General features: G+C 64.9%; 24 protein-coding genes. 10 read left to right on the forward strand and 14 right to left on the reverse strand.

The annotated features are described in order from the left end of the window. Window positions 1–15 precede the first annotated feature (15 nt). On the reverse strand, window positions 16–216 hold the full coding sequence (locus ACQR1I_RS03545; protein ID WP_434865787.1) for a hypothetical protein: 201 nt from the start codon (window positions 214–216) through the stop codon (window positions 16–18). 133 nt (window positions 217–349) lie between these two features. Then, window positions 350–556: a YdcH family protein gene (locus tag ACQR1I_RS03550; protein ID WP_041751032.1), complete on the reverse strand. Its 207-nt coding sequence runs from the start codon at window positions 554–556 to the stop codon at window positions 350–352. Between the two features lie 290 nt (window positions 557–846). On the opposite strand from ACQR1I_RS03550, the gene ACQR1I_RS03555 reads away from it, so the two are divergent. Then, window positions 847–1,032 (forward strand): YdcH family protein, encoded by a 186-nt coding sequence (locus tag ACQR1I_RS03555; protein ID WP_434865788.1) that lies wholly within the window; start codon window positions 847–849, stop codon window positions 1,030–1,032. Window positions 1,033–1,181: 149 nt separating this feature from the next. Here the strand turns inward: ACQR1I_RS03555 and ACQR1I_RS03560 are convergent, their stop codons facing one another. After that, the gene (locus ACQR1I_RS03560) at window positions 1,182–2,285 is read right to left on the reverse strand and encodes an NAD(P)/FAD-dependent oxidoreductase (protein ID WP_434865789.1); all 1,104 of its coding nucleotides are present in this window, start codon (window positions 2,283–2,285) and stop codon (window positions 1,182–1,184) included. A 37-nt stretch (window positions 2,286–2,322) separates the two neighbouring features. Continuing rightward, window positions 2,323–2,628 carry a hypothetical protein gene (locus tag ACQR1I_RS03565; protein ID WP_434865790.1) on the reverse strand — a complete coding sequence of 102 codons (306 nt, stop codon included), beginning with the start codon at window positions 2,626–2,628 and terminating at the stop codon, window positions 2,323–2,325. Here ACQR1I_RS03565 and ACQR1I_RS03570 point away from each other — a divergent pair. The 5 genes from ACQR1I_RS03570 (at window position 2,627) to ACQR1I_RS03590 (ending at window position 9,846) form a co-directional block, all read left to right on the forward strand. Continuing rightward, window positions 2,627–5,215 (forward strand): sensor domain-containing protein, encoded by a 2,589-nt coding sequence (locus tag ACQR1I_RS03570; RefSeq protein ID WP_434865791.1) that lies wholly within the window; start codon window positions 2,627–2,629, stop codon window positions 5,213–5,215. The two genes, ACQR1I_RS03565 and ACQR1I_RS03570, sit on opposite strands and share 2 nt — an antisense overlap. Before the next feature lie 131 nt (window positions 5,216–5,346). Then, window positions 5,347–6,897 (forward strand): glycerol-3-phosphate dehydrogenase, encoded by a 1,551-nt coding sequence (locus ACQR1I_RS03575; protein WP_434865792.1) that lies wholly within the window; start codon window positions 5,347–5,349, stop codon window positions 6,895–6,897. A 50-nt stretch (window positions 6,898–6,947) separates the two neighbouring features. Beyond that, complete coding sequence (locus ACQR1I_RS03580; RefSeq protein ID WP_434865793.1) at window positions 6,948–8,120, forward strand: ABC transporter ATP-binding protein; 1,173 nt, start codon at window positions 6,948–6,950, stop codon at window positions 8,118–8,120. Beyond that, entirely contained in the window at window positions 8,117–9,031 is a 915-nt protein-coding gene (locus ACQR1I_RS03585) for an ABC transporter permease (RefSeq protein ID WP_434865794.1), read from the forward strand. Before ACQR1I_RS03580 ends, ACQR1I_RS03585 begins: the two co-directional genes overlap by 4 nt. After that, window positions 9,031–9,846, forward strand: a complete 816-nt coding sequence (locus tag ACQR1I_RS03590; RefSeq protein WP_434865795.1) for an ABC transporter permease — start codon at window positions 9,031–9,033, stop codon at window positions 9,844–9,846. Before ACQR1I_RS03585 ends, ACQR1I_RS03590 begins: the two co-directional genes overlap by 1 nt. Window positions 9,847–9,942: 96 nt before the next feature. On the opposite strand, the gene ACQR1I_RS03595 is transcribed toward ACQR1I_RS03590, so the two are convergent. From ACQR1I_RS03595 to ACQR1I_RS03615, 5 genes are all read right to left on the reverse strand, one after another. Continuing rightward, window positions 9,943–10,932: an alpha/beta hydrolase family protein gene (locus tag ACQR1I_RS03595; protein ID WP_434865796.1), complete on the reverse strand. Its 990-nt coding sequence runs from the start codon at window positions 10,930–10,932 to the stop codon at window positions 9,943–9,945. A gap of 7 nt (window positions 10,933–10,939) precedes the next feature. Next, entirely contained in the window at window positions 10,940–11,791 is an 852-nt protein-coding gene (locus ACQR1I_RS03600; RefSeq protein ID WP_434865797.1) for a carbohydrate ABC transporter permease, read from the reverse strand. Further along, window positions 11,788–12,663 carry a carbohydrate ABC transporter permease gene (locus tag ACQR1I_RS03605; protein WP_434865798.1) on the reverse strand — a complete coding sequence of 292 codons (876 nt, stop codon included), beginning with the start codon at window positions 12,661–12,663 and terminating at the stop codon, window positions 11,788–11,790. The genes ACQR1I_RS03600 and ACQR1I_RS03605 overlap by 4 nt, the downstream gene beginning before the upstream one ends. A gap of 113 nt (window positions 12,664–12,776) precedes the next feature. Further along, on the reverse strand, window positions 12,777–14,156 hold the full coding sequence (locus tag ACQR1I_RS03610; protein WP_434865799.1) for an ABC transporter substrate-binding protein: 1,380 nt from the start codon (window positions 14,154–14,156) through the stop codon (window positions 12,777–12,779). A gap of 142 nt (window positions 14,157–14,298) precedes the next feature. Then, window positions 14,299–16,245, reverse strand: coding sequence for an AsmA family protein (locus ACQR1I_RS03615; RefSeq protein ID WP_434865800.1), 1,947 nt, complete (start codon window positions 16,243–16,245; stop codon window positions 14,299–14,301). Between the two features lie 298 nt (window positions 16,246–16,543). On the opposite strand from ACQR1I_RS03615, the gene ACQR1I_RS03620 reads away from it, so the two are divergent. Next, on the forward strand, window positions 16,544–17,272 hold the full coding sequence (locus ACQR1I_RS03620; RefSeq protein WP_434865801.1) for a CoA transferase subunit A: 729 nt from the start codon (window positions 16,544–16,546) through the stop codon (window positions 17,270–17,272). Then, window positions 17,272–17,922, forward strand: a complete 651-nt coding sequence (locus tag ACQR1I_RS03625) for a CoA transferase subunit B (protein WP_434865802.1) — start codon at window positions 17,272–17,274, stop codon at window positions 17,920–17,922. Before ACQR1I_RS03620 ends, ACQR1I_RS03625 begins: the two co-directional genes overlap by 1 nt. Window positions 17,923–18,037: 115 nt before the next feature. Here the strand turns inward: ACQR1I_RS03625 and ACQR1I_RS03630 are convergent, their stop codons facing one another. From ACQR1I_RS03630 to ACQR1I_RS03645, 4 genes are all read right to left on the reverse strand, one after another. Next, window positions 18,038–19,756 (reverse strand): hypothetical protein, encoded by a 1,719-nt coding sequence (locus tag ACQR1I_RS03630; RefSeq protein ID WP_434865803.1) that lies wholly within the window; start codon window positions 19,754–19,756, stop codon window positions 18,038–18,040. Window positions 19,757–19,915: 159 nt separating this feature from the next. After that, on the reverse strand, window positions 19,916–20,794 hold the full coding sequence (locus tag ACQR1I_RS03635) for an SUMF1/EgtB/PvdO family nonheme iron enzyme (protein ID WP_434865804.1): 879 nt from the start codon (window positions 20,792–20,794) through the stop codon (window positions 19,916–19,918). Between the two features lie 52 nt (window positions 20,795–20,846). Further along, window positions 20,847–21,941: a copper-containing nitrite reductase gene (gene nirK, locus ACQR1I_RS03640; protein WP_434865805.1), complete on the reverse strand. Its 1,095-nt coding sequence runs from the start codon at window positions 21,939–21,941 to the stop codon at window positions 20,847–20,849. A 457-nt stretch (window positions 21,942–22,398) separates the two neighbouring features. After that, on the reverse strand, window positions 22,399–22,608 hold the full coding sequence (locus ACQR1I_RS03645) for a hypothetical protein (protein WP_434865806.1): 210 nt from the start codon (window positions 22,606–22,608) through the stop codon (window positions 22,399–22,401). 203 nt (window positions 22,609–22,811) lie between these two features. On the opposite strand from ACQR1I_RS03645, the gene hemN reads away from it, so the two are divergent. Both hemN and ACQR1I_RS03655 read left to right on the forward strand, forming a co-directional pair. Then, window positions 22,812–24,164 carry an oxygen-independent coproporphyrinogen III oxidase gene (hemN, locus tag ACQR1I_RS03650; protein WP_434865807.1) on the forward strand — a complete coding sequence of 451 codons (1,353 nt, stop codon included), beginning with the start codon at window positions 22,812–22,814 and terminating at the stop codon, window positions 24,162–24,164. Window positions 24,165–24,248: 84 nt separating this feature from the next. Beyond that, on the forward strand, window positions 24,249–24,440 hold the full coding sequence (locus tag ACQR1I_RS03655) for a DUF1858 domain-containing protein (protein ID WP_434865808.1): 192 nt from the start codon (window positions 24,249–24,251) through the stop codon (window positions 24,438–24,440). Here ACQR1I_RS03655 and ACQR1I_RS03660 read toward each other — a convergent pair whose 3' ends face one another. Next, the gene (locus ACQR1I_RS03660; RefSeq protein WP_434865809.1) at window positions 24,441–25,157 is read right to left on the reverse strand and encodes a Crp/Fnr family transcriptional regulator; all 717 of its coding nucleotides are present in this window, start codon (window positions 25,155–25,157) and stop codon (window positions 24,441–24,443) included. It abuts the gene before it with no gap. Between the last annotated feature and the right edge of the window lie 43 nt (window positions 25,158–25,200).

The following is a 25,200-nucleotide window of genomic DNA, read 5'->3' on the forward strand; positions in this document are numbered from 1 at the left end:
CGCCTCGGCGTGTCCTCAGGCCGCGCTGCTTTGCGCCTCATTCGGCATGCAGCCGCACGAGACGGCCATGCGCAACTCCTGCAGTTCCAGTTCGAGATATTCGTTGGCCATGATCAGCGCCTTAATGGTGGAGCGCAGATTTCCGTCGCACATCGCAATGGCCTGATCGCAGGCCTGTTCGTACAAGCGGTCTTGCGGAGAGAACGAGGCAGACATCAGAACCATCCTTTGGGGGACTGAGATGACTGAATGTTCTCTTTTTGTTCCTGATATGTCAAGTCGCGTTCGAGCCATCCACGCGCATTTCACGGGTTGCAAACGCAATGGTCAAAACCGCTGACGCTCTTTGTCAGGCGATGATGTCGGGGGTGATCTGATCTTCGATGAAGGCGATGCGGTCGCGGAGGGACAGTTTGCGCTTCTTCAGCCGTTGCAGCCGCAACAAATCAGGAGCGGGCGATTGATGCAAAGCGTCAATCGCCGCGTCGAGGTCACGGTGCTCTTGCTGCAGGCGTGCGAGTTCGGCCTGCAGTTCGCGCTCGTCTTGGTCAGCCATGATCTATGATAGCAAAAAAGCGGAAGGAAGTGGGAAGGCTTGCGGCGGGAGGTCGCAAATATTGCGCTTGCGAACCTCGAGCGCAAGCCGAGATGCATTGATCAGCGCGGCTGTCCCGTGAATTTCAAGTTTGCATCGGTTTTAGATTCGTCCGCTTCTGCTCACGCTTCATTACACACCGTGCTCAAATTTGCATGTGCGGTCTTTTGGCCCCATCGACAGGTCAAGCCACTCGTGTACACTCGCTATCCCTGGTCGAATCTCAGGTTCACCTACCGAGGAGGTTTCGAATGGCCCTTCAGGCGCATCTCGTTGAACTGGAGCGTAAGCATAAAGTTCTTGAAAACGAATTGCATGAAGCTCTCGTGCATCCGTCGACTGACGACCTGCGTATTGCCGAGTTGAAGCGCCGCAAGCTGATGGTGAAGGACGAGATCGAGCGCTTGAGACAAGTCACGAGCGAAACTATTCACTGAATGTTTATCGTACGGGATCCTGACGCATCTCTGTCGACACGATCCTACCAACAAGCCGGATGAGCGCTCGCGCTGGGATGGTGACAAGCCCATCCCAGCCCCCGCGCTGAACTAAGTCTTTGCGTCGTCGGAGGTCTGGAACGTGGCCTTCAATTCGCTGCGACCTCGCCGACATGATGGGCGATCGCAAGCGACGACGTCAGTCCGGGTGATTCAATTCCGAACAAATTGATCAGTCCGGTCACGCCATGATCGCGTGGACCCTGGATCACGAAGTCCTGCGACGCCACGGCCGGAGGTACGATCTTCGGCCGGATGCCGGAGTAGCTCGGCATCAACGCACCGTCGGGCAACGTCGGCCAATATTTGCGGATCGCCGGATAGAAGCGTGCGGCGCGGCCGGGATCGACCGTATAGTCGATGTGATCGATCCACTCGACGTCCGGGCCGAAGCGGGCTTGGCCTGCCATATCGAGCGTGAGATGGACGCCGAGGCCGCCGGGCTCCGGCACGGGATAGATCAGCCGTGCGAACGGCGCCTTGGCGCTGCAGCTGAAGTAGTTGCCCTTGGCCAGATAGGCGGTCGGCACCAGCTGCGGCGGCATGCCGTCGATCAGGCGGGCCACCGCCGGCGCATTCAGGCCGGCGGCATTGACCAGCAGCTGGCAGGAGAGCGTCATCGGCTGGTCGCCGCCGGCGTCGACCTCAATCGCGCCGCCGGATGCCTTGGCCCGCAGCAGGGGGGTGTGGAAAGCGAAGGCGCCACCGGCGTCCTCGATCTCGCCGCGCAGCGACAGCATGTAGGCATGGCTGTCGAGGATCCCGGTGGACGCTGACAGCAGCGCGGCCTCGCAGGCCAGGGCCGGCTCCATGGCCCGCGCCTCGGCGCCGGACAACAGCCGCATGCCCTCGACGCCGTTCGCCTCCGCATGGGCGCGAATCCCCTGCAGCTTGTCGGTCTCGGCCGGATTGGTTGCGACGATCAGCTTGCCGCAGTTGCGATAGGGCACGCCGTGCTCGTCACAGTAGCGGTACAATAGGCGTTTGCCGCTGACGCAGAACCGGGCCATCAGGCTGCCGGCCTTGTAATAGATCCCGGCGTGGATGACTTCGCTGTTGCGCGACGAGGTGACGGTGCCGATATCCTCGGCCGCCTCGAGCACGATCACCTCGCGCCCCGCCTTGGCCAGCTGGCGGGCCACGGCCAGTCCGACCACGCCCGCGCCGACGACGACGCAATCCACTTTATCCATGCGCAATCCTGAAACGATTTGGAGAAGCCATCGCTCGCTACAATCCCTGGTGGGCGAAACCGAGGCCTGCAGCATGCCACCGCTTAGCAAAGCGTTCATCATAGGCAATCATTGACGGAATTTGCTTTGCGTTTTGCGCAATTTGCGGAACCCGTTTACCCGATCCCAACATGTGCAGGCCAGACAATACCCTCGAATACCGCGGGTGATTGATGGCTGGCAACAAATGGCAGACGAGCGGCAGAAACGCGTTTTCTGCACGGGTCGTTGCGGCCTCGATGGTCACCGCAGGCGCGCTGTCGGCGGGGTCGACGCGGGCCTGGGCCGCCACCTGGGCCGCCATGGCCGATGTCTCGTCGTCCGGCGATCTCGGTGCCGTTGAGGCGGACGTGCTGTGGAAGGTGCTGATCGCGGGCGTCGTGGTCTGTGCCTTTCTGGCCTCGGTCGTGATCTGGATCCTCTCGGCCTTGCGGCGCGCCAAGCGCGCCCAGTTGCGGCGCAATGCCTTCATCAGCTCCGCGCTGAACAATCTCAGCCAGGGGGTGATGCTCACCGGCCCTTCCAATCGCGTCATTTTCTACAACCAGCGCCTGCTCGAGATCTACGGCATGACCCGGGCCGACATTCCGCCCGGCTGCACTGGGCGGGGTCTCGTCGAGCTGCAGCGTCAGCGCGGCGTGCTGAAACTGTCGGTCGAGGAGTACGCGCGGCAGGCGCAGGAGCCGGATGGCTGCCTGATCGAGCTGGCCAACGGGCGAACCGTGCGCGCCCAGATCATCCGTCTGCCGACCGGCGGCTCGATCGGCATCCATGAGGACTGCACGGCGCAGCAGAGGCTCGAGCGCGAGCTCGCCTCGACCAAGCAGTTCCTCGAATCGGTGGTCGACCAGGTTCCGGTCTGCGTCGCGGCCAAGAACATCGAGGACGGCCGCTACATCTTCGCCAACCGGGCGTTCGAGCAGTTCGCGCAGATGCCGCGCGAGCTGATCATCGGCAAGCGCCCGAGCGACCTGTTCGGCGACGAGACCGCCGCCGATATCAGGGCCGCCGATCACGAAGCGATACTGACGCCCGGCACCACCTGTCGCAGCGAGCTGGTGGTCCAGCGCGGCGACGAGAAGCGCATCCTGGAGGCCCACCGGGTCGTCGCGCGCAACGACAAGAACGAGCCGCAGTTCCTCATCGCGCTGTTCGACGATGCAACCGAGCGGCGATCGCTCGGTCTCGAGCTTGAGAACACCAAGAGGTTCCTGGAACTCGTCGTCGACAACATCCCGGTGTCCCTGATCGTCGAAAGTGCCAAGGACGGCCGTTATCTGCTCGCCAACCGCAGCGCCGAGATCATCCTCAATCGCAAGCGCGAGGATGCGACCGGCTTGACCGCAGCCGACATCTTCAATCCGCGCGAGGCCCGGCTGATCATGGCGCGCGACGAGGCCGCCATCAGGAAGCGCAGCCTGATGACGGAGGAGCATCCGATCTCGACCAAGGACGGCCTGCGGCTGTTCCTGACCCGGCGCGTGACGGTGCTAGGCGATGCGGGCGATCCGCAATATCTGATCAAGACCTACGAGGATGTGACGGACCGGCGCCAGACCGAATCGCGGATGGCGCATATGGCCTATCACGACGGCCTGACCGATCTGCCGAACCGTGCCGCCTTCCTGCAGGCGCTGAGCCAGATGATCGACGCGTGCCGGGACACCGACGAAGAATTCGCGGTGCTGAACATCGACCTGAAGGGCCTGAAGGACGTCAACGACGTCTTCGGCCACGCGATCGGCGACAAGCTCCTGATCGAGGTGGCCCGTCGGGTGCACCACATCTCCCGCGGCGGCGTGGTAGCGCGTCTGTCCGGCGACGAGTTCGGGCTGATCATCGACGGCAAGCAGCCGGAGGCCGGCCGGGCGCTCGCCGAACAGCTCGCGGCAGCCATCGCCGTCGACTTCCAGATCGACGGCAAGTCGATCCGCACCGCGCTCACCACCGGCATCTCGGTATTCCCGCACAACGGCTCGGATCCCGCGTCGCTGCTGGCCAATGCCGGCGCCGCGCTGTTCCGAGCCAAGGCCAAGTCGCGCGGCAGCATCACCTTCTACGAGCCCGAGATGGACCAGCAGATCCGCGACCGCCGCGTTCTGCACCAGGAGCTGTCGGTTGCGATCAAGCATGGCGAGCTGTCGCTGTACTTCCAGCCGCAGGCCAGCTCGGGCCGCACCGTCGACTCCAGCGAGATCATCGGCTTCGAGGCGCTGGCGCGCTGGCAGCATCCGGTGCGCGGCTTCGTGCCGCCCTGCGACTTCATTCCGCTTGCGGAAGAGAGCGGGCTGATCGTCGAGATGGGCGAGTGGATCCTTCGCGAGGCCTGCCGCGAGGCCGCGTCCTGGCCGAAGCCGCTGCAGGTCGCGGTCAACCTGTCACCGGCCCAGTTCGTTCACGGCGATCTGGTTGCTCTGGTGCATTCGATCCTGCTCGAGACCGGCCTGTCGCCGGGCCGGCTCGAGCTCGAGATCACCGAGGGCGTGCTGATCGAGGATTTCGATCGCGGTGTCTCGCTGCTGCGCCGCCTCAAGGCGTTGGGCGTCCGTGTCTCGATGGACGATTTCGGCAGCGGCTACTCGTCGCTGAGCTATCTGCAGGCGTTCCCGTTCGACAAGATCAAGATCGACCGCGCCTTCGTCATGAATCTCGGCCGCAATCCACAGTCGGCAGCGATCATTCGTGCGGTGATCGGTCTCGGCCACGGCATGAACATGTCGATCGTCGCCGAAGGCGTCGAGACGCCGGAGCAACTCGGCTTCCTCGCCGAGCAGGGCTGCGATTCGGTTCAGGGCTATCTGCTCGGCAAGCCGCTGCCGATCGCCAAATATGACGGCGTCGTCGGCCGTGCGCATGACGACGTCGTGGAGTCCGTGCGCAAGACCGGCTGACCGTAGGATTGCGGTCAGAGGCTGCCGCGCAACAGCGCGAAATTATCCGCTGACTCACAGACGCGGCGACTACGAGAATCATCTATGCAGGTCTACGATCGTGCGTCCTGACACGCTCGAAGATTTGGCGCATGGCGGACTACGATCTCGCGATCATCGGTGGGGGTCTGAACGGCGTCAGCTTGGCGCGTGATGCGGCGGGCCGTGGCCTGCGCGTGATCCTGCTCGAGCAAGGCGACCTTGGTCATGCCGCCTCGTCGGCGACATCCCGGCTGGTGCATGGCGATCTCGCCGCGCTGGAACGACGCAGCCTGCTGCGCGTGCGCAGATCGCTCGCCGAGCGCGACATCTGGCTTGGCATCGCGCCGCATCTGGTCCGTCCGATCCGCTTTGCAATTCCCGCCCACGCCAATGAGCGTCCGCACTGGCAGCTGAGGACCGGACTCTGGTTCTACGACCGGCTCGCGGCACGCCGGCGGCTGCCATCCGCGACGACGCTCGACGTGACGCATCATCCGATCGGCGACGCGCTGAAGCGCCCGATCGGCACGGCATTCGAATATTCGGACTGCGTGGTCGACGACTCCCGCCTCGTGGTAGTGACCGCGCTCGATGCAGCCGAACGCGGCGCGGCCATCCGAACCGGCGCCCGCTGCATCCGTGCCGATCGCGACCGCCTCTGGCGCCTCGCGATCATCGACCGTGGCCATCGCCGCATCGTCACCGCCGGCGCGCTCGCCAATGCCACGGGAGCCTGGAGTGTCTCGACGGCCGAGACGGTGCTGCGCCAGCCGCCGCTGCGCGTCGCCGCAAGGCAGGTCAACCAGATCGTGGTGCCGAAGCTGTTCGAGGTCGACGCCGTCTACGTGTTTCAGAATTCGGACGGGCGGCTGATCTTCGCCCAACCCTATGCTGGTGATTTCACCCTGATCGGGACCGTCGCTCACGGCTTCAATGGCGATCCGGCCGTCGTGACCATGCCGGCTGCCGACGTGACATATCTGTGCAAGGCGGCTAACCGCTATTTCCGCTCAGACATCCAGCCGGCGGACGTCGTCAAGACCGTCTCCGGCGCCAACATGATGGTGCAGCACGGACAGGAGGGTGAGCGGCTCGAGGCCGTGACGAACCTCCAGGCCGGCCGCGGCAAGGCGCCGCTTCTGACCCTGTGCGGCGGCGACGTGACCACGGCCCGGCATCGGGCCGAGCAGGCCATCGCGGGGCTCGCCAGGTTCTTTCCGATGTCGCCGCGCTGGACCGCCGGGGCGCCGTTGCCGGGCGGCGACTTCGATGCCGAGCGTTTCGAGGACGTCGTCGATGACGCGCGGGAGCGCTGGCGCTTCCTCGGCGAAGCCGAGGCGCGCCGTCTCGTCGGGGCGTACGGCACAAGGCTCGCCGACATCCTTGGCGCAGCGAGGAGCCGTGCCGAACTCGGCCAAGCCTTCGGGCCGCAGCTCACTGCGGCGGAGGTCCGCTACCTCATGACCAAGGAATGGGCTCGGTTTCCCGAGGACGTGCTGTGGCGGAGAACCAAGCTGGGCTTGAGCGTTTCCGCAGCCGACCGCGACGCCCTCGCGGCCTTCATGGCCGCGGCAACCTCTGCCGCGAGCCCATCGGTCCCTCGCGATGGCGACGGGGATAGCCGGCCGCGTGCGGTTGAGCTGCAGTCGATCGGCGGCTAGCTTGCCCTTCGCCGCGCCGTTGGGAGCCGGCAGGGTGACCAGACCGGACCATGGCCGACGATATCGCGACCCCAGAGCCTGCCGCGGAGCCGGCGCCCTCACCAGTGCCGGAGCCGCGTCCCGATCCTCAGCCGCCGATCCTGCGGATCGAGAACGTAGTCAAGGCGTTCGGCAGCTTCCGCGCGGTCGACGGCGTTTCACTCGACATCCGGGCCGGCGAATTCTTCGCGCTGCTCGGCCCGAGCGGCTGCGGCAAGACCACGCTGCTGCGCATGCTGGCCGGGTTCGAGACGCCGGACGAGGGGCGCATTCTGCTCTCGGGCGAGGACATCGTCCAGGTGCTGCCGCACGAGCGGCCGGTCAACATGATGTTCCAGAACTACGCGCTGTTCCCGCATCTGAACGTGCGTGACAACATCGCCTTCGGACTGAAGCGCGCCGGCATGGCGCGCGCCGAGATTGCCACGCGCGTGGCCGAGATGGTGGCGCTGGTCCGGCTCGAAGGGCTGGAGAAGCGCAAGCCCGATCAGCTCTCCGGTGGCCAGAAGCAGCGCGTCGCGCTGGCGCGCTCGCTGGCGCGGCGGCCGCAGGTGCTGCTGCTCGACGAGCCGATGGCCGCGCTCGACAAGAAGCTGCGCGAGAGCACGCAATTCGAGCTGATGGAGCTGCAGCGCAAGCTCGGCATGACCTTCATCATCGTCACCCACGACCAGGAGGAGGCGATGACGGTGGCGACCCGGATCGGGGTCATGAACGCCGGCAGGCTCGAACAGGTCGCGGCGCCTCGCCGCCTCTATGAAGAGCCGGCGTCGCGCTGGGTCGCGGAGTTCGTCGGAGACATCAATCTGTTCGAGGGCGAGGTGACCGCACGGGATCCGCTGCGGCTGCGGGTCGCGACCTCCACCGCGGGTGAGCTGGTCGCGGCGCAGCCGGTGACTCCGGTCACCGAGAGCAAGGTGGCCGTCGCGATCCGCCCTGAAAAGATTCGATTGGCGCTGCGTCGGCCGGCGGGCGATGCTGCGGCGATCAATTGCGTCGAGGGCGCGATCACCGATGCAAGCTATCTCGGCGGCAAGACCGTCTACAAGATCAAGCTCGATGGCGGCGCCGTGCTGCATGCCTCCCAGGCCAACACCGCCCGCCTCGATGCCGACGGCTACGGCATGAACCAGCGCGTCGTGGCCTGGTTCACGCCCGACGATTGCGTGGTGCTGGAGCGATGAGCGCGCGCCGTATCTTCTCGCGACCGGCACGCTTCGCCGCGATCGCGCCCTATGTCTGGATGGTGCTGTTCTTCCTGGTGCCGTTTGCGTTCGTCGCCAAGATCAGCCTGTCGCAGACCGCGATCGCGCAGCCGCCCTATACGCCGGTGTTCTCGCTGGCGGACGGGGTGTCGTCGCTGCGCGATGCCTTCGCGGCACTGTCGCTGGACAATTTCCGGCTGCTGCTGTCGGACGATCTGTATCTCGCCTCTTATCTGCGCAGCGTCGTCGTCGCCCTGACATCGACGGCGATCCTGCTCCTGATCGGCTACCCCATCGCCTATGGCATGGCGCGGCTGCCGCGGCGCTGGCAGGGCATCGCGATGATGCTGGTGATCGTGCCGTTCTGGACCTCGTTCCTGATCCGCATCTATGCCTGGGTCAACATCCTGCAGCACGATGGGCTCTTGAATCAGATCCTGCTCGCGCTGCATCTGGTGTCGACACCCGTGGTGTGGCTGTCGACCGACAGCGCGATGTATGTCGGCATCGTCTACTCCTATCTGCCGTTCATGATCCTGCCGCTGTTCGCGACCTTGACAAAACTGGAGCCGGCGCTGGAGGAGGCGGCCGCCGATCTCGGCGCGGCGCCGCGCGAGATCTTCTGGCTGGTGACGTTCCCGCTGTCGCTGCCGGGCGTCGGCGCCGGGGCGCTGCTGTGCTTCATCCCGATCGTCGGAGAGTTCGTCATTCCCGACCTGCTGGCCGGATCGAAGTCGCTGATGATCGGCCAGACCCTGTGGCTCGAATTCTTCACCAACAAGGACTGGCCGGTGGCCTCCAGCATCGCCGTGGTGCTGCTTGCGGTGCTGCTGCTGCCGCTGTTGCTCTACGACCGCCTGCAGCGCCGGCAGTCGGAGGAGGGCAGGTGATGGCGGCAAAGCCCTCACGCCTTTCCCGCTTCAACGTCGCTTCGCTGACGCTCGGGCTTGCATTTCTCTATCTGCCGATCCTGATCCTGGTGATCTACTCGTTCAACGCCTCGCGGCTGGTGACGGTGTGGGGCGGCTGGTCGCTGCGCTGGTATCACGAGTTCTTCAACGACCGCGCAATGATCGATGCGGCCTGGATGAGCCTGCGCGTCGGCGCCACGTCGGCCACGGTGGCGACGGTGCTCGGTACGCTCGCCGCCGTGGCGCTGTCGCGCGGACAGGGTTTTCGCGGCCGCATGCTGTTCTCCGGCATGCTGTATGCGCCGCTGGTCATGCCCGAGGTGATCACCGGGCTGTCGCTGCTCCTGCTGTTCGTGGCGCTGGACGCCGAGCGCGGCTTCTGGACGGTGACGATTGCGCATACCACGCTGACGATGTGCTTCGTCGCCGTGGTCGTGCAGTCGCGGCTGGTGTCGCTCGACCGCAGCCTGGAGGAGGCGGCGATGGATCTCGGCTGCGATCCGCTGCGCGCCTTCTTGATGGTCACCCTGCCGCTGATCGCGCCCGCCGTGGTCGCCGGCTGGATGCTGGCATTCACGCTGTCGCTCGACGATCTCGTGATCGCGAGCTTCACCACCGGGCCGGGCTCGGCGACGTTGCCGATCCGGATCTATTCGGAGGTGCGGTTGGGCGTGAAGCCCGAGATCAACGCGATCTGCACGCTGGTGATCGGGCTGATCGCCGTGGTGATCGTGGTGGCGTCACTGGCCTCGAAACTGTCGAGCGACCGCGGCGAGAGTGCCGCGCCGCTGTAGCTGTCGTCATTGCGAGCGCAGCGAAGCAATCCAGGGCCAGCAAGGACTCTGGATTGTTTCGCTGCGCTCGCAATGACGGAGAATGTCGTGGCAGCGTCACTCAACAGCGAACAGCTGTAACGCGGCGGCCACGACCAAGCGATGCACCGCGCCGCGATCGACCGAGGGCGGATCGACGCAGCATGCAGTATCGGAGCTGCGGCCGAGGTCGGTGCTCTCGGGCAGGAAGACGTAGTGGCCGGCATCGGCGGCGACGATATCGAATGTGCTGCTGCGCAGCCGCTCATGCAGCCAGCGCGCGGCCGGCAGCAGTGCGTCCGCTCCGCCGACCATGATCCGCGTCGGCACGTCGATCGCGGCGACGCTCTCCTCGGAGAAGCCCTGCACCGAACGTCCCGGCGCCAGCAGCAGCGCCGCCTTGATGCGCGGGTCGTGATAGGAGTCCGACATGCGCGCCCAGGAGTCGCGAAAGATCTGGCTCTCCTCCATCAGCCGCGGAAGGTGATCGACGAGGTCGGGAAACTCGCGCGGTCCGCGGCCGAGATTGGCGCCGGGCGCGAATGGCGAGCGGATCATGATGGCGCCGAGCAGCGAGGTGACCGTGACGCCGCCGAGCGAATAGCCGACCGCGAAGATGCTGTTGGCGTCGATGCGGCCGGCGAAGGCGGGATCAGCCAGGACGTGGTCGATCAGCAGCGAGATGTCGCGCGGCCGCTCCCACGAACACAGGAAGCCCTCGGCCCGGTACGGCGCGGCATTGTTGTTGCCGTGATGGTTGACACCGACCGCGATCAAGCCGCGGCTCGCCAGCTCGCGCGCCAGCCATTCGACCTGCAGACCGTTGCAGCCGGTGCCGTGCGAGTAGACCACGAGCGGACAGGGTCCGTTGGCGGCCAGCGGCGCGTTGAGCGCCGCGGTTCCAGCCTTGAACCATCCCTGCGGCCATGGAGCCACGGCAAGCGCTGCTTCGGTGCTGCCGTCTGCGGCCGGGTACCAGGCGAACCAGTCGATCGGCCGCGGACCGTCGCCATCCCAGTTCGGCCGCGAGGCGTCCTCGATGCGGCCCTGGCGGAATCCGACGCGCATCACTCCGTCACGACTTCACGGCGCCTGCGGTGAGTCCGCCCACCATGTAGCGCTTGAAGGCGTAATAGACGGCGGCCGGCGGCAGCGCGTAGATGAAGCCGGTGGTCATCAGGAGCTCCCACGGCGAGTCGTCGGCGGCCAGGAAGTTGCCGAGCGCCACCGGCAACGTGATTGCCTTGTCGTTCGACAGCAGCAGGAACGCATAGAGATATTCGTTCCAGGCCAGCAGCACGGCATAGGTGCCGATGGCGACCAGGGACGGCATCATCAGCGGGACGTAGACCAGGCGGAAGATCTGCAGCGGGCTCGCGCCATCCATCACGGCCGCTTCATCCAGCTCGACCGGGAGCTTGTCGGAGGCCTGCTTCAGCACCCAGATCGCGTAGGGCGAGGCGATCGTGACCATCGCCAGGATCAGCGACCAGTCGTTGTTGAGGAGGCCGTATTTGCCCATGGTGCGATACATCGGCACCGCGAGGAACGCCGCCGGGATGAAATAGGTGAACAGCGCGAGGTTCATCACCGCGCGGCTGCCCGGCACGCGCAGCCGCGAGATCGCATAGGCGGCGCAGGTCGCGATGATCAGCGTCAGCGCGCCGACGGCCACGGCGATCACCACGGAGTTGCCGAACTGCACCCAGAAGTCGCGCAGGAAGTAATGCTGCTGGTTGAAGACGATCCGGAAGTTGTTCAGCGTCGGATGGTCCGGCCACAGCTTGCCCGAGAACGCGTCCTCCTTGGGCGAGATCGCGAACAGGAACATGTGATAGATCGGGATCATCGTCCAGATGAAGACGGGAATGCCGATCAGCAGCAGCCGGGCCTCGGTGCCGACCTCGCGGAGGGTAGGAAGCTTCATCGCGACAACCGCTTCATCATGAAATAGACCAGGGGGAGCACCAGCGGCATCGCGCAGACGATAGAGGCCATCGCCAGGCTGAGCTGATCGAGCCGGAGATAGCGGATGCCGAGCGTCGACAGCACGTGGGTGAGATCCGCCGGGCCGCCGCCGGTCAAGAGATACACGCTGTTGAAGTCGCCGAGCGTCCAGATCATCGAGAGCAGCGTGCAGGTGATGTAGAGCGTCTGCATCGACGGCCAGGTGATGTAGCGGAACTTCTGCATCCAGGTGGCGCCGTCGACCTCGGCGGCCTCGAACAGGTCTTGCGAGATCGCGAGCCGCCCGGTCATCAGGATCAGGGTCCAGAACGGCAGCGACTTCCAGATGTGCATGCCGATGGCCATGCTCAGTGCGACGCTTGGATTGTTCAGCCAGTTCGGACCGTCATCCCCGGTGAACTTGAAGATCAGCTGGTTCACCACGCCCCATTCGGGATTGAACATGAAGCGCACCGACAGGATGGTCGGGATCGACGGCACGGCCCAGGGCAGGATGAAGATGACCGACAGCCATTTGATCCAGCCGCGCTGCTGCACGAAGAAGCCAGACAAAAACAGTGCGATCAGCATCTTCAGATTGATGCCGACGAGCAGGAAGATCAGCGTGTTGACGGCGGCGCGCGCAAAGATCGGGTCGTTGAACAGCGCGACATAGCTCGCTGGGTCGCGCGCCAGCCACAGGCCGTAGCCGACGGGATAGACGACGAAGGCGAGGAAGACGAGCAGGTAGGGCGCCAGCATGACGACGCCCCACACCTGCGGCGGCGTGAGCCGCGCCGGCCGTGGTGCCTCCGCTATCGCGGAATCGGAAGCTGAGAGCGTGATCGCCATGGGTGTCTCTTTTCGGTCGTCTGTTCCCGCCGATAGCCAAACCGGCCGCATGTTCTGCGGCCGGGACTTAGTCGTTGTCGGGACGTCAGGCTAGTGCATCACGATGCGCACGACTAGCCGGCGACCTCCTTGATGCGGGCAATCAGCTCATCCACGGCCTTCTCGACCGGAACCTTCTCGCTGACCACGCGGTTCATCGCCTTCGCCCAGACGTTCTCGTTGTTGAGAATCGTGAACTTGTAGTTCTTGGTGAAGTCGAACGGCGTGGTCCCGCCGGTGAACTGGTTGTACACGGCCTTGCGGTGGCGGTCGGCCTGCCAGAACGGGCTCTTCTGGCCGGCGGTGGTCACCGGGAACCAGCGGCCCAGCGCGCCTTCGATGTAGGGGCCGAGGTTCTCCTCCTGCATCAGGAACTTGATGAATTCCTTGCCCTGCGCCTTGTTCTTCGCATTGGCGAAGATGAGGCCGGTCTTGACGTCGGAGCGGTACTTGATCGGGGTGCCGTCCGGCTTGTTGGGGAACGACGCGGTGATGATCTCCTCGTCATAGGCCTTCTTGCCGGCAGCGCGCTGCTCGGGCGTCAGCGCCTGGTTGTTGGAGTCATCCAGCCACTTGGCCGCGATCGAGATCGTGAAGTTGTGGGTCATCACGATGGTCTTGTTGTGGAAGGCGACGTTGTTGTCGGGGTCCTTCCAGGTGGTCGAGGACGGCGGCGTGCAGCCCCGGACATAAGTGTCGGTGTAGTCCTTCAGCGCCTTGGTGAGGCCCTCCTTCACCTTGGGATCGTCGACCAGCAGCTTGCCGTCATCGTCGACCAGCTTGACGTTGTAGGCGTCCATGAAGGTGTAGAACGACTGGAACGAGTCGGTCGATTCCACGCCCATCGGCTGGCCGACGCCGTAGATGCGCTGGCCGGTCGCCTTGCGGATCCCCGGCTGCACCTTGTCGCACCAGAACGTCCAGTAATCCTCCCACTTGGTCGGGATGTCGGCTTGCTTGAAGCCTGCCTTGTCCAGGAGATCGCTCCAGATCTGGACATGCATGCTCTGCTGCTTCAGCGGGAAGCCGTAATAGGCCTTCTTCTTCGCGACGTTGTTGTAGAGATTGGCCGTTTCCAGCGTGTTCGGTGCGAACGCCGACTTCATCGGCTCCAGAATGTCGGTGAGATCCTCGAGCTTGCCCTCATAGGCCCACTTGCCCTGAGCCTGGACGTCGTAGGTGTCGGCGTAGGCCACGTCCGGCACGGTGCCGGAGTCCAGCGCCGCAACGGTCTTCGGGATCATGTCCTGGATCGCATATTGCGACAGTTCGACCTTGATGCCGGTCTTGGCCTCGAATTTCTTCACGACCTCGAGCAGCGCGTCGTCCTCGGACTTGTAGAAGCCCTTGCCCCACCAGACGGTGATGGTGTCCTGAGCGACGGCTGGTGCTGCAGCGCAAAAAAGCCCGGCGGCTACTGCGATTGAAAGCGCACCCATTCCTCTGGATTTCACGTGTCTCTCCCTGATCCGCCGATCTTGCTTGATCGGTTGTGGCGGACACTAGCTCAGGGCACCGGCTCGATCCAGAAGTAATATATCAGACCTAGGTCGCGACTCAGCCGCAGCCTCATCACGCTTAACGGGCCCGCCGCGATCAATTCTGTTTCGTAGGACTGCCGCTCGGCGCAGGGTCGGGCTGCGGCGCATCGTCGGACTGTGCGGGACGCAGGCCGCCGCCGGTGAAGCGCTCGAGCATCGAGCGCACCTTGCGATCCTTGAGGGCATCGAGCAGGGGGGCTGCCGCCGGCGCGCGGCGGATCAGGCTTTCCGGATCTGGGAAGATCAGAGGATCTTCCCAGGGCCCCTGAACCACGAAGGGCAGTTCGAAACCGCTGCTGCTGCCGCTGGACAGCAGGCTCGCCACGCCCTTGAAGTCGTATTCACGGCTCGGCACCGACGCGGTTCCGGTCATCGTGATGCGTGCGGTCGGATTCTCGACGCGGATGTCCTCCGCGGTCGCGATGCCTTCGGAGAACTTCACGGCAACGGTCAAGGAATCGAACGGCGTCGAGCCGGTGCGGAAGTTGCCGCCGCGCGACAACGGACTCCGTTCCAGGCGTTTCAGGAGCTGCTCGACATTGAAGCCCGAGATCGATCCGTCATGGCCCTGCAACGTCGCGCTGCCGTCAAGCGATTGCGCCAGCCCGAACGGGCTCGAGCCTGAGGCGGTCAACGAGACGTTCAGATTGCCGCGGCCGGACAGCGAGGACACGCCGAACAGCTCGTTGGCGCAGGCCTGCAGATCGACGTCCGCGAATTGCAACTCGGCCTTGACGTCTGCCACCGTGTCGGCCCGCGCGATGCCGAACGAGCCGCGCACGACGCCGCCATACATCTGGGCCTCGCCAACCGAGAGCGCGAGCACCCCGTTGCGCAGGTTTGCACCAAACGCGGTCCGGCCGAGCTTGGAAGGACCGACCGTGACCTTTGCGGCTGATAGCCGCATGTCGAGATCCGTCGTCGATAAGGCCTTCAGGTCGAACAGCTGCCGGTTCCAGTCGCGCGCGCCATTGGCGAGCAGCCGAACGGTGGAGATGTACGGCGTGAAATCGAGGGCATCGGCCGCGAGAGTCGCCTGCAGGGTCTGACGGCCGTTGTTGATGTAGGTCATGACGCCTTCGGCCGTATTGCCGTCGAGCTCGACATTGACGTTGGTGAGCGCGATCGAGGCGCCGACCACGTTGGCCCGCGCCCGCAGCGCGAAGCGGCCGAAGCCACCGGAACCGAGCGGCGTCTGGCCGGTCCAGCGCAACGCTTCGCGCAGCGAGGGGCTGTCCACGGTCAGCGTGCCCTCCATCAGGGCGCTGGTGCGGTTGGCTACCGTGCCGTCGAAGGCCACCTTCAGCGGCGGACTGGCAAGGCGCATCTTCAGGCCCGAGCGGTCTCCGGAGAGAGCGGCGAGGAAATCACTGACGCTGATCGATCCTTCGATCCGCTGGCCACGCCAGTCGAACTGTCCCGTAGCTGCGAAGGACCGCGAAATCGACGGCCAGGCGAGCGACAGGTCGATGTCGTCGAGCCGCTCCGACGCATGCACGCCGTTGTCGTCGAACACCAGGATGCCGTCCTGGATCCGGATCTCGGAGAACGACATCTGACTGTCGGGGCCCGGCCGCATCGTTTGCGCGATCGTCTGGATGAATGGCGTCCAGTTGGTGTCACCGTCGGCTTGTCGCACCACGTTGATCTGGGGGCGCAGCAGCATCAGATCGGCGATCTCGAAGCGCTGCAGCAGCAGCGGCAGCAGCTGGAGGTTGGCCGTCAGCACGTCGACGCGAAGCGCCGCATCCTCGGTGCCACCGCCCTTCAAGCCGACGTCGTGAAACGAGACGTAGCTGCCGGGGAACAAGGAAACGTCGATATGTCCCTTGACGACCAGCTCGAGCCCGGTCACGGCGCGGATCTGGGTCTCGACGGCCCGGCGCAGGGCGTCCCGATTGACCAGCCAGGAACTGACGAACAGCCCGATGAATACAACCCCTAGCAGCACCGCAATCGGCGTGCCGAGGCGCCTCATTCCTTGGGCCAAAGTCACGGACATGTCCTGGGATCGTCGGATCGCTGGTTGCTCGGGATGGGCAGGGCGCGCCGAAAACCCTTGCCAACATCAACAACTTGATGCGCTTTCTTGACGCTTTCAAGGCCGCGCCGCTGGTGTGTCAGGATTGCGGCGCAGATGCTCGTGTTCCGGCCCAGGATCCTCACCGAGGCGCCGGTCGATTCGACTGCTAGAGCAGGACGGTTGCCTTGGGAAGGCGTCATTGACGCATTGCGAAGATTTCGCCTAATAATCCGGTCGATATCTGCGCGCTCCCCGCCTTCCATCAGGTCATTTCCGTATGAACAAGGTCTATCCGGACGCCAAATCCGCCCTTGCGGGCCTCCTCAAGGACGGCATGACGATCATGTCCGGCGGGTTTGGTCTTTGCGGCATCGCAGAAACCCTGTCCGACGCCATTCGCGAATCCGGGGTGAAGGATCTCACCGTCATCTCCAACAATGCCGGCGTCGACGGTATCGGCCTCAGCCGACTGCTCGAGACGCGGCAGATCAAGAAGATGATTTCGTCCTATGTCGGCGAGAATAAGCTGTTCGCACAGCAATATCTGGCCGGCGAGCTCGAGCTCGAGTTCTGCCCGCAGGGCACCCTGGCCGAGCGCATCCGGGCCGGCGGTGCCGGCATCCCGGCCTTCTTCACCAAGACCGGGGTCGGAACGCTGGTCGCCGAGGGCAAGGAAGTGCGCGAGTTCGACGGCGAGAAATACCTGATGGAGCGCGGCCTGTTCGCGGATATCGCAATCGTGCACGCCTGGAAGGGCGATACGGCGGGCAACCTCGTCTACCGGAAGACCGCGCGAAACTTCAACCCGATGATGGCCACTGCGGCTCGGGTCACCGTGGCCGAGGTCGAGCACCTGCTGCCGGCCGGCCAGATCGATCCCGACCACATCCACACGCCGGGCATCTTCGTGAAGCGGATCATCCAGGTGGGCACCGCGCTCAAGCGAATCGAGCAGCGCACCGTGCGCAAACGTGAACCTGCCGCGGCAGCCGGGGAGGAAATCTGATGGCCTGGACGCGAGAGCAGATGGCGGCGCGCGCCGCCAAGGAGCTGCGGGACGGCTACTACGTCAATCTCGGCATCGGCATTCCGACGCTGGTCTCGAACTATATCCCGCCCGGCGTGGACGTCGCGCTGCAGAGCGAGAACGGCATGCTCGGCATGGGTCCGTTCCCCTATGAGGGCGAAGAGGATCCCGACCTCATCAATGCCGGCAAGCAGACCGTCACCGAGCTGCCGATCACCAGCTACTTCTCCTCGGCCGATTCGTTCGCGATGGTCCGCGGCGGTCACATCGACCTGTCGATCCTCGGCGCCATGCAGGTGGCACAGAACGGCGATCTCGCCAACTGGATGATCCCGGGCAAGATGGTCAAGGGCATGGGCGGCGCCATGGATCTCGTCGCCGGCGTCAAGCGCGTCGTCGTCGTCATGGAGCACAGCGCCAAGGACGGTGCGAAGCTGCTCAAGCAGTGCACGCTGCCGCTGACCGGCGAGCGCGTGGTCGACATGGTCGTCACCGATCTTGCCGTCTTCACCATCGACAAGCACGGCAATGACGGCATGGCGTTGATCGAGCTTGCCGACGGCGTGACGCTCGACGAGGTCAAGGCCAAGACCGAAGCGGAATTCCGCGTCGCTCTGAAGAATACCTAAGCCATCTGGATGATTTGGCACACGGAGAGCGGAGACGCGAAGGCGTCTCCGCTCTTTGCGTAGCAGGGTCTCTGATGCCGTCGTCTCGGCGAATGGCTTGGACGCAACGTACGCGCTACGCGCGCAGCCCCAGCATGTCGGCCACCTTGACTGCGAGCTGACAGGCCGAATTACCGGTCGCTGGAGAAATCATTCCGCTGGGATCCGCCAGTCTCTGGATCGAGAGAAACGGAATGTTCCGGCTGAGGCAGATCAGTCCGACCACATAGGCCGTGTCATCAGCGGCCAGCGCGCCGGGAAACACGGCCGTGATGTCCCCATCGCTGCCGTCGCCGTCCCGCGTGACGATCATGCCCTCGAAGAATGGGCCGATCTCACCCTGCATCGCCCCGGCTGCGTCATGCGCCAGTCGGCATAGTTCGGGATCGGCGGGGATGATCATGCTGCCGCCATCGCGGAGCGGCGGATCGGCGATGCTCAGCGCGTCCCGTAGCTTGACCTGGATCCGGAACGGCGCCACCGCGGTGGCGATCACGAGATCGCCGGGTCCGGCTCCGGAGAAATAGGGAGCGCCGCTGGCGTGGGGGAGCGGCTCGCCAAGCGCATGGGCGCGGCCTGGCAGGATCAGCCAGCGCGCGCCATGCTCCTCGATCGCCAGTGCGGTCGCGCCGGCGACCTCCGTCATGGAGCGGCCGAGGCAGATGATGGCGTGAAAGCTGGCGTGTCGGATGATGGCCCGTCCGGCGTTGCGCTGCTCGATCAGCGTGCCCGGCCCCATGGCCTGGATCAGACCTTCGATGTCCTCGGGACTCTGCACGAGAAAGCAAACGGTGTGGCTCCTGGCATGCAGGAAGCGCAGCGCGTCGAGCATCGCATTCATGCTCGCCTTCTCGCGGGCATCGAGCTGCGGCCACAGCGCCTCGAGCACGTCCAGCGAGGCCACCACGCTGGCGCCCATGATGCCCTGCCCGAACGGGCGGGACGTCGTCTCGCAGCGATAGAGCTCCTCCAGCGCGTGCAGCAGCGTGCGACGATCCCTGACGGCAAAGGCGCCCTGCAGGACGCGTGCGAGCACCAGCGCCCGCTTGCTCGGCTCCATCGGCGTCGCGAGCCAGGAGAAGTCGGCCAGCTCGGCGGCCTGTTCGCTGGCGGCGCGCTGGAATTCACCGACAACCTGGCCGTAATGCCAGCCGAGCTGCCAGGGCGTCACCTGCCGGCCACGGTATCTGCCGCGCTCGATCGGCTCGAGCGCCTGCGCCTGCAGCTCACTGCGCAAGTCAGAGTTGAAGCCAGGCGAGCGCGTCTCGAGCAAATGATGGGTGCGCGCGGCAATGGCTGGGCCGAACCACTCGTGCTGAGGGTCGCCCGTCGAAAGTCCATTGGGCAGGCGGATCTGAGCCGTCCTGCGGAACTGGTCCAGCTCACGTTTGGCGACCTGTGCCGCCGTTGCCGAGACGGTCTGCACCTCGCAGAGCGCGTCGACGACACCAGCCCAATCCCAGAAGTCGTCGCCGTAGAACGGCATGCGAGACTGCCGGCTTGCGACGATGCCTGCGCAGATCTCTTCGATGGCCGGCGCCACGCGATCGAGGACATCCGGCCGGGAGATCGCGGGATCGGTCAGACATTGGTGGACGATACGGGCCGCGTTGGCATTCACCAGGTGCCAGTCCTTGGCCGCGAATTTGGGCGACGTGCGCAGATATTCGAGCGCATCGAGCAGGCAGCGCCCCGCGAGCGCACGCGGTGTGGCGTCGTCGAACCAGCCGGTATTGCCGATGCCATAGCCATGCAGGTCGGACGTGAAGAAGACCGGCGGATGTCGAGAGATCACACTCGCCTCCTGGTCCGCTCAACGCGACTTTCACAGCCAATTCTGTAACGTTTGCAGCTTTACTGTCGCAACCAAAAGTTGATTTTGGGTGACTGTCATTTGTCCCAGTCGGCGGCCGCCGACAGATGGCCGGCAGTTCGGCCGCGACCATGGCCGCGGTCAGGCGCCGATCGCGCTCAGGATGGCGCTGATGCCCTGCGCGATGGTCTGGCTCCAGGGCAGCTGCTCGCGAACCAGCCGGAAGCCCAGATTGGCGGGCGGCGTGCCCGATGCGCAGCCGCCGGCCCGTGCGTCGCGGATGAAATCGGTGACGTAGGCGCGGTGGGCGCCCTCGGCCAGGCGGACGCCGCAATTGCTGAAGGTCTTGACGATGCGCCCCGCATCGTCCTGCAGCTTGCGGGTGAAGCAGGTCGAGGTCCATTCCCAGACATTGCCCGCCATGTCGGCAATGCCGTGCTCGTTGGTGCCGAATGCCCCGAAGCTGCGCGTCTTGGGATCTTCGGGCACAGCGGCTTCGCGTTCGTAGCGAGCGATCCAGCGTCGCGACGGGTCGGCCTCGTCGACGGCGACGCCGTCGTCCCTGAAGCGGCTGCCGGCGGCATAGGCCCATTCGGCGTCGGTCGGCAGCCGGTAGTGGTGACCGGTCTGGTGCGACAGCCAATCGGCATAGGCTGTCGCGTCGAGCCAGCTCACCTGCACGGCCGGGCGGTCGACGGCGACAGCAACGTCGCGATCGAGCGCGCGACATGCACGCGCTTCGACGCAGACCTGATAGTCGGCGGTGCTGACCTGGTTGGTCATGATCGCCAACGGGCGATCGAAGCGAACTGTCGTGACGGGTGCTTCGGCCTGGCGACCGTTGCGCACGTGATCGCCGGCATCGCGGTATTTGATCGCCCCGGACGCAATTTCCGTCAGCGCAGGTTCGCTGAAGCTTGCGGGGCTCTGCAGTGCCGCGATGATCGGAGTCATTGCCGTAGGACCGGCCACTCCGACGATGCAGGCAAGGGTGAGCTTGATCTTGAATGCGAGCAGCATGGCAGCACATCGAGGCAAGTGGGGGCCGGCCAGGCCGGCCCCCTTGAGATGATCAGTTGGTCGAACCGGTCGGGATCTCGAACGGCGCCTTCACCTGCGTCATCAGGTCGTCGTTCCATTTGCCTTCGACCTTGAAATGCGCCGTCGCGCCGAGATCGGCCGCCTCGATCAGGTTGTGCGTGACATAGGCGTAGATGCCGGGCTGCAGGAATTTATACATGGCTGCTCCGGCGGAGCCGCCGCGGATGAACCAGGTCTCGAGCCCGGTCTCCGGCGCGTTGGAGAACTTGCCGGTCTCCCAGACATAGTCGCCATGACCGCCGATCAGATGCGGGCGGCTGTCGCGGTTGGCCTGCGAGTGCACGATCAGCACGTTGTCGCCGACATTGGCCGTGAGCGCATTCTTGCCGGTGAGCGCGCCCGCCTTGCCGTTGAACACGACGTGGGTCGGGATCAGCTTCTTCATGACCTCTTCGGTGTCGGTGTAGGCCTCGCCGGGCGAGTCGTAGGACTTGAAGTTGCCCTTCTCGTCGCGCGGCACGTAGAGGTCCTGCTCGCCGATGTAGTAGACGCGATCGTAGCGCAACGCATGGCCGCGGCCGTCATTCAGGCCGTCGCGCGGCAGCACCATCACGGCGCCGTTCATGCCGGAGACCACGTGCCAGGGGATCATCGGTCCGCCCGGGGCGCAGTGATAGACGAACACGCCGGTCCGCGTCGCCTTCCAGCGCAGCACGACCTGCTCACCCGGGTTCACCAGGGTCAGCGCGCCGCCGCCGAGGGCTCCCGTCGCGGAATGAAAATCGATGTTGTGCGGCATGGTATTGGTGGCTGGATTGACCAGCGTCACCTCGACATAGTCGCCCTCGTGGACCACCATCAGCGGTCCCGGCATCGAGCCGTTGAAGGTCATGGCCTGGAAGGTGGTGCCCTTCTCGTCGATCACCATCTTCTTCTCCTGGACCACGAGCTTGAACTCCATGATCTTCGGCCCCTGCTTGGTGGCCTGCTCGTGCGCATGCACGAATGGCGGGGCCACCAGGTCGACCTGCTGGCGCGGCAGCTTGAGGTCCTCGGCAATGGCGGGAGCCGCAAGCATCATCGCGGCGATGGCTGCACTGAACATGGCGGTGCGGCGGGTCAACATGGATCGCTCCTTCGTTTGGATCTGTTGTTTTGCCGCGATCAGAATGCGCCTGATGGAACCAGGCTTGTTTGTGCTGCAACAAGCAACTTAGCAATTGCGGAATTGTCCGAAGGAATGAGGCAGCAAACGCTGCCGTTCTGCGCGTGCCAACGCGCCCGCGAATGACTTGCACGCGCGCGCGGAGGTCGTGTCCGGGTGCCGAGAAAGCAAACGCTGGAATGCACGCAAGGCCACCGCAGGTGACGTCTGCGACGGTTCGCCAGGTACCTCCACGTCGTCATGCCCGGGCTCCGTCCCGGGCATCCACGTCCTTCAGAGCATGCAGAACGGTGGACGACCGGGACGGAGCCCGGCCACAAGGTGGAGGGAGCTGGACTCAGAAGTAGTTCGCCGTATGCGGTCGCGCTTGGGATGAGCGGGCTGCGGAGGAGGACGGCCGCTCGCACCTGATCAATCGTCAGCTCAGCCAGCGCACGGCCAGCAGCACGACGAAGGCTACACCGGCTGCGATGCAGAAGACCGTGGTCAGGAACATCGCGATATTGCCGAGCAGGCCGTCCGGTGCCGAGTCGTCGCGAAAGGATTCGAAACCGTCGGATTGGGGAATGTGGCCGCGGACGTTGCAGAGGGCAGCGAAGATACCGATCAGCAGCTCCAGAGCGTCCATTGCGGGTCCCTCGATTCGTTCGATGGCCAGATCATGGCGGAAAATAGGCCCGTCACTTTGAGGAAGCGCAAAGTCTGCGGCGAAAGCTGCGGGTTGAATGATGGACGCACGGGGCTTCTGCTCGGAGCACCTTGAGGAAGCTCAAGGCTGCCTGTCATGCCCTGTGTCAAGAAACGTCCAAACCCCAGGGGGGACGGCGGGACATGAGACCAGATCTTGCGGCTTGCTACGGACAGGAACGCCTTCCGCGCTACACCAGCTATCCCACTGCGCCGCATTTCTCGGCGGCGGTCGGCTCCTCCGTTTATGCCGAGTGGCTGAAAGCGATCCCCGCCGGGGCGACGGCATCGCTCTACCTTCACGTCCCGTTCTGCCGGTCGATGTGCTGGTATTGCGGCTGCAACACCATGGTCGCCAAGCGCGACGAACCGGTCGCCGTCTATGAGTCGGCGCTGCGATGCGAGATCGACATGGTGTCGCGGCAGATCGGCCGGCGGCTTCCGGTCGGGCACATTCATTTCGGCGGCGGCACGCCGACGATCATGACGCCGGAGTCGGTCATCGACCTGATCGGTTCGCTGCGTCATTCCTTTGCCATCCAGCCGTCGGCCGAGATCGCCATCGAGATCGATCCGCGCACGCTGACGCCGGCGATGATCGCCGCGCTCGGGGTCAGCGGGGTCAACCGGGCGAGCCTGGGGGTCCAGAGCTTCGACCCGCAGGTCCAGAAGGCCATCAACCGGGTGCAGAGCTTCGAGCAGACCGCGGCGGCCACGACCGGACTGCGCAAGGCCGGCGTTGCCGGAATCAATTTCGATCTGATCTACGGGCTGCCGCATCAGACGGTGGCATCGTGTCTCGACACCGTTCGGCGCTCGACCGAACTGCGTCCCGACCGGCTGTCCGTCTTCGGCTATGCGCATGTGCCGTCGTTCAAGTCGCATCAGCGCAAGATCCAGGACGCCGCCCTGCCGGACAGTCTGGAGCGCTACGATCAGGCCTGCGCGATCAGTGACGCGCTGAAGGAGGCCGGCTACGTTCAAATCGGGCTCGATCATTTCGCGCTGCCGACCGATCCGATGACGGTGGCGTTCCGCGAGGGCCGGCTGCATCGCAATTTCCAGGGCTATACGACCGACGCCAACGATCTGCTGATCGGCTTCGGCGCATCGGCGATCGGCCAGTTGCCGCAGGGCTACGTCCAGAACGCGCCCCAGGTTCGCGCCTATGAGGAGAAGATTGCCTCCGGCAGTCTCGGCACGGTCAAGGGCTACGGCCTGACCGACGACGATCGCCTGCGCGCCGACATCATCGAGCGCATCATGTGCGACTATGGCGTCGACCTCGACGTCATCTGCACCCGCCACGGCATCGAGGCCGATACCATGTTGCGCTCTGCGCCGCGGCTGCAGGCGTTGATCTCGGACGGCGTCGTCGAGCTCAATGGCGGCGCGCTGGCGGTGACCGAGCATTCCCGGTTCCTGGTCCGAAGCGTGGCCGCGGCGTTCGATGCGCATCTCGATGCGTCCAAGCAGCTGCACAGCCGCGCGGTGTAGCTCGTGACCTGTTGCGGTGCTTGTGCCGCAACAAAGATGGCTGACGGCAGTCCCGCTACCATTCGCTTTGGAATGGAGGCGCGCATGCCAATCTCCTTTGATGAACTGGTCGACGACGTCATGCAGCGAAGGCCGGAGACGATCCGCGTCTTCCTCGCCTTCCAGATGCGCTGCGTCGGCTGCCCGATCGCCTGCTTTCACAACGTTGCCGATGCCTGCCGGGAGCATGGCGTCGATCCCGACGCATTTCTGTCCGCGCTGTGTGCCTGCACGTGATCAGGCGCGCGGGGGCGCCGTATCCGAGCCTTGTTCGGCCAGCAGCACGATCTTGTGCGGCTCGCGCAGAACGATCTTCTGACGTCCGCTCTCGACGAGGCCGAGCTGTTCCCAGCCGGAGAGGATGCGGCTCACCGTGTGCAGCGTGGTGCCGGTCATCTGCGCGATGTCCTGCCGGCTGATCGGAAAGTCGATCTGCACGCCGTGATCGAGCTTGCGGCCGGCCTGGTTGGCGAGCCGCAGCAGCGCATGCGCGATCCGCTGCTCCACCTGCTGCGTCGACATCTCGATCACGCGCGCATGGGTTTCCTGCAGGCGCTGGCCGACGGTCTGCAGCGTATTCGCCGCCAGCGATGGGAACCGCGCGACCAGCCGCGGCCACGCGGCGGATGGCCAGGCCAGCACGATGCTGTCGTCGACCGCGGTGGCCGTTGCCGGATAGTGTTGCAGGCCGATCGCCGGCGCGACCCCGAAGGTGTCGCCAGGCACGACATAGCGCACGACGATCTGGTCGCCGGTCGGCGTGGTCTTGCTGGCGCGGACGTGCCCGTGCAGCAGCAGGAAGAACGATATCGCATCCGCGCCCTGCTCGAACACTGCGCCGTTGCGGGGCACGCGGATGGATCGCGCCTCGCGCAGCACGTCGGTGAGATCCTCCGCCGAGAGGCCGGCAAACAGCGGCAGATGCGCGACCAGCGAGCGGTCAATGGAAGCCATGATTTTCTCCGGGCAGGGCACGCCGCATTGCGCCGCTCCATAA

Source organism: Bradyrhizobium sp. HKCCYLS2038 (genome assembly GCF_051167655.1).
In the GTDB taxonomy this organism is placed as follows: Bacteria; Pseudomonadota; Alphaproteobacteria; order Rhizobiales; family Xanthobacteraceae; genus Bradyrhizobium.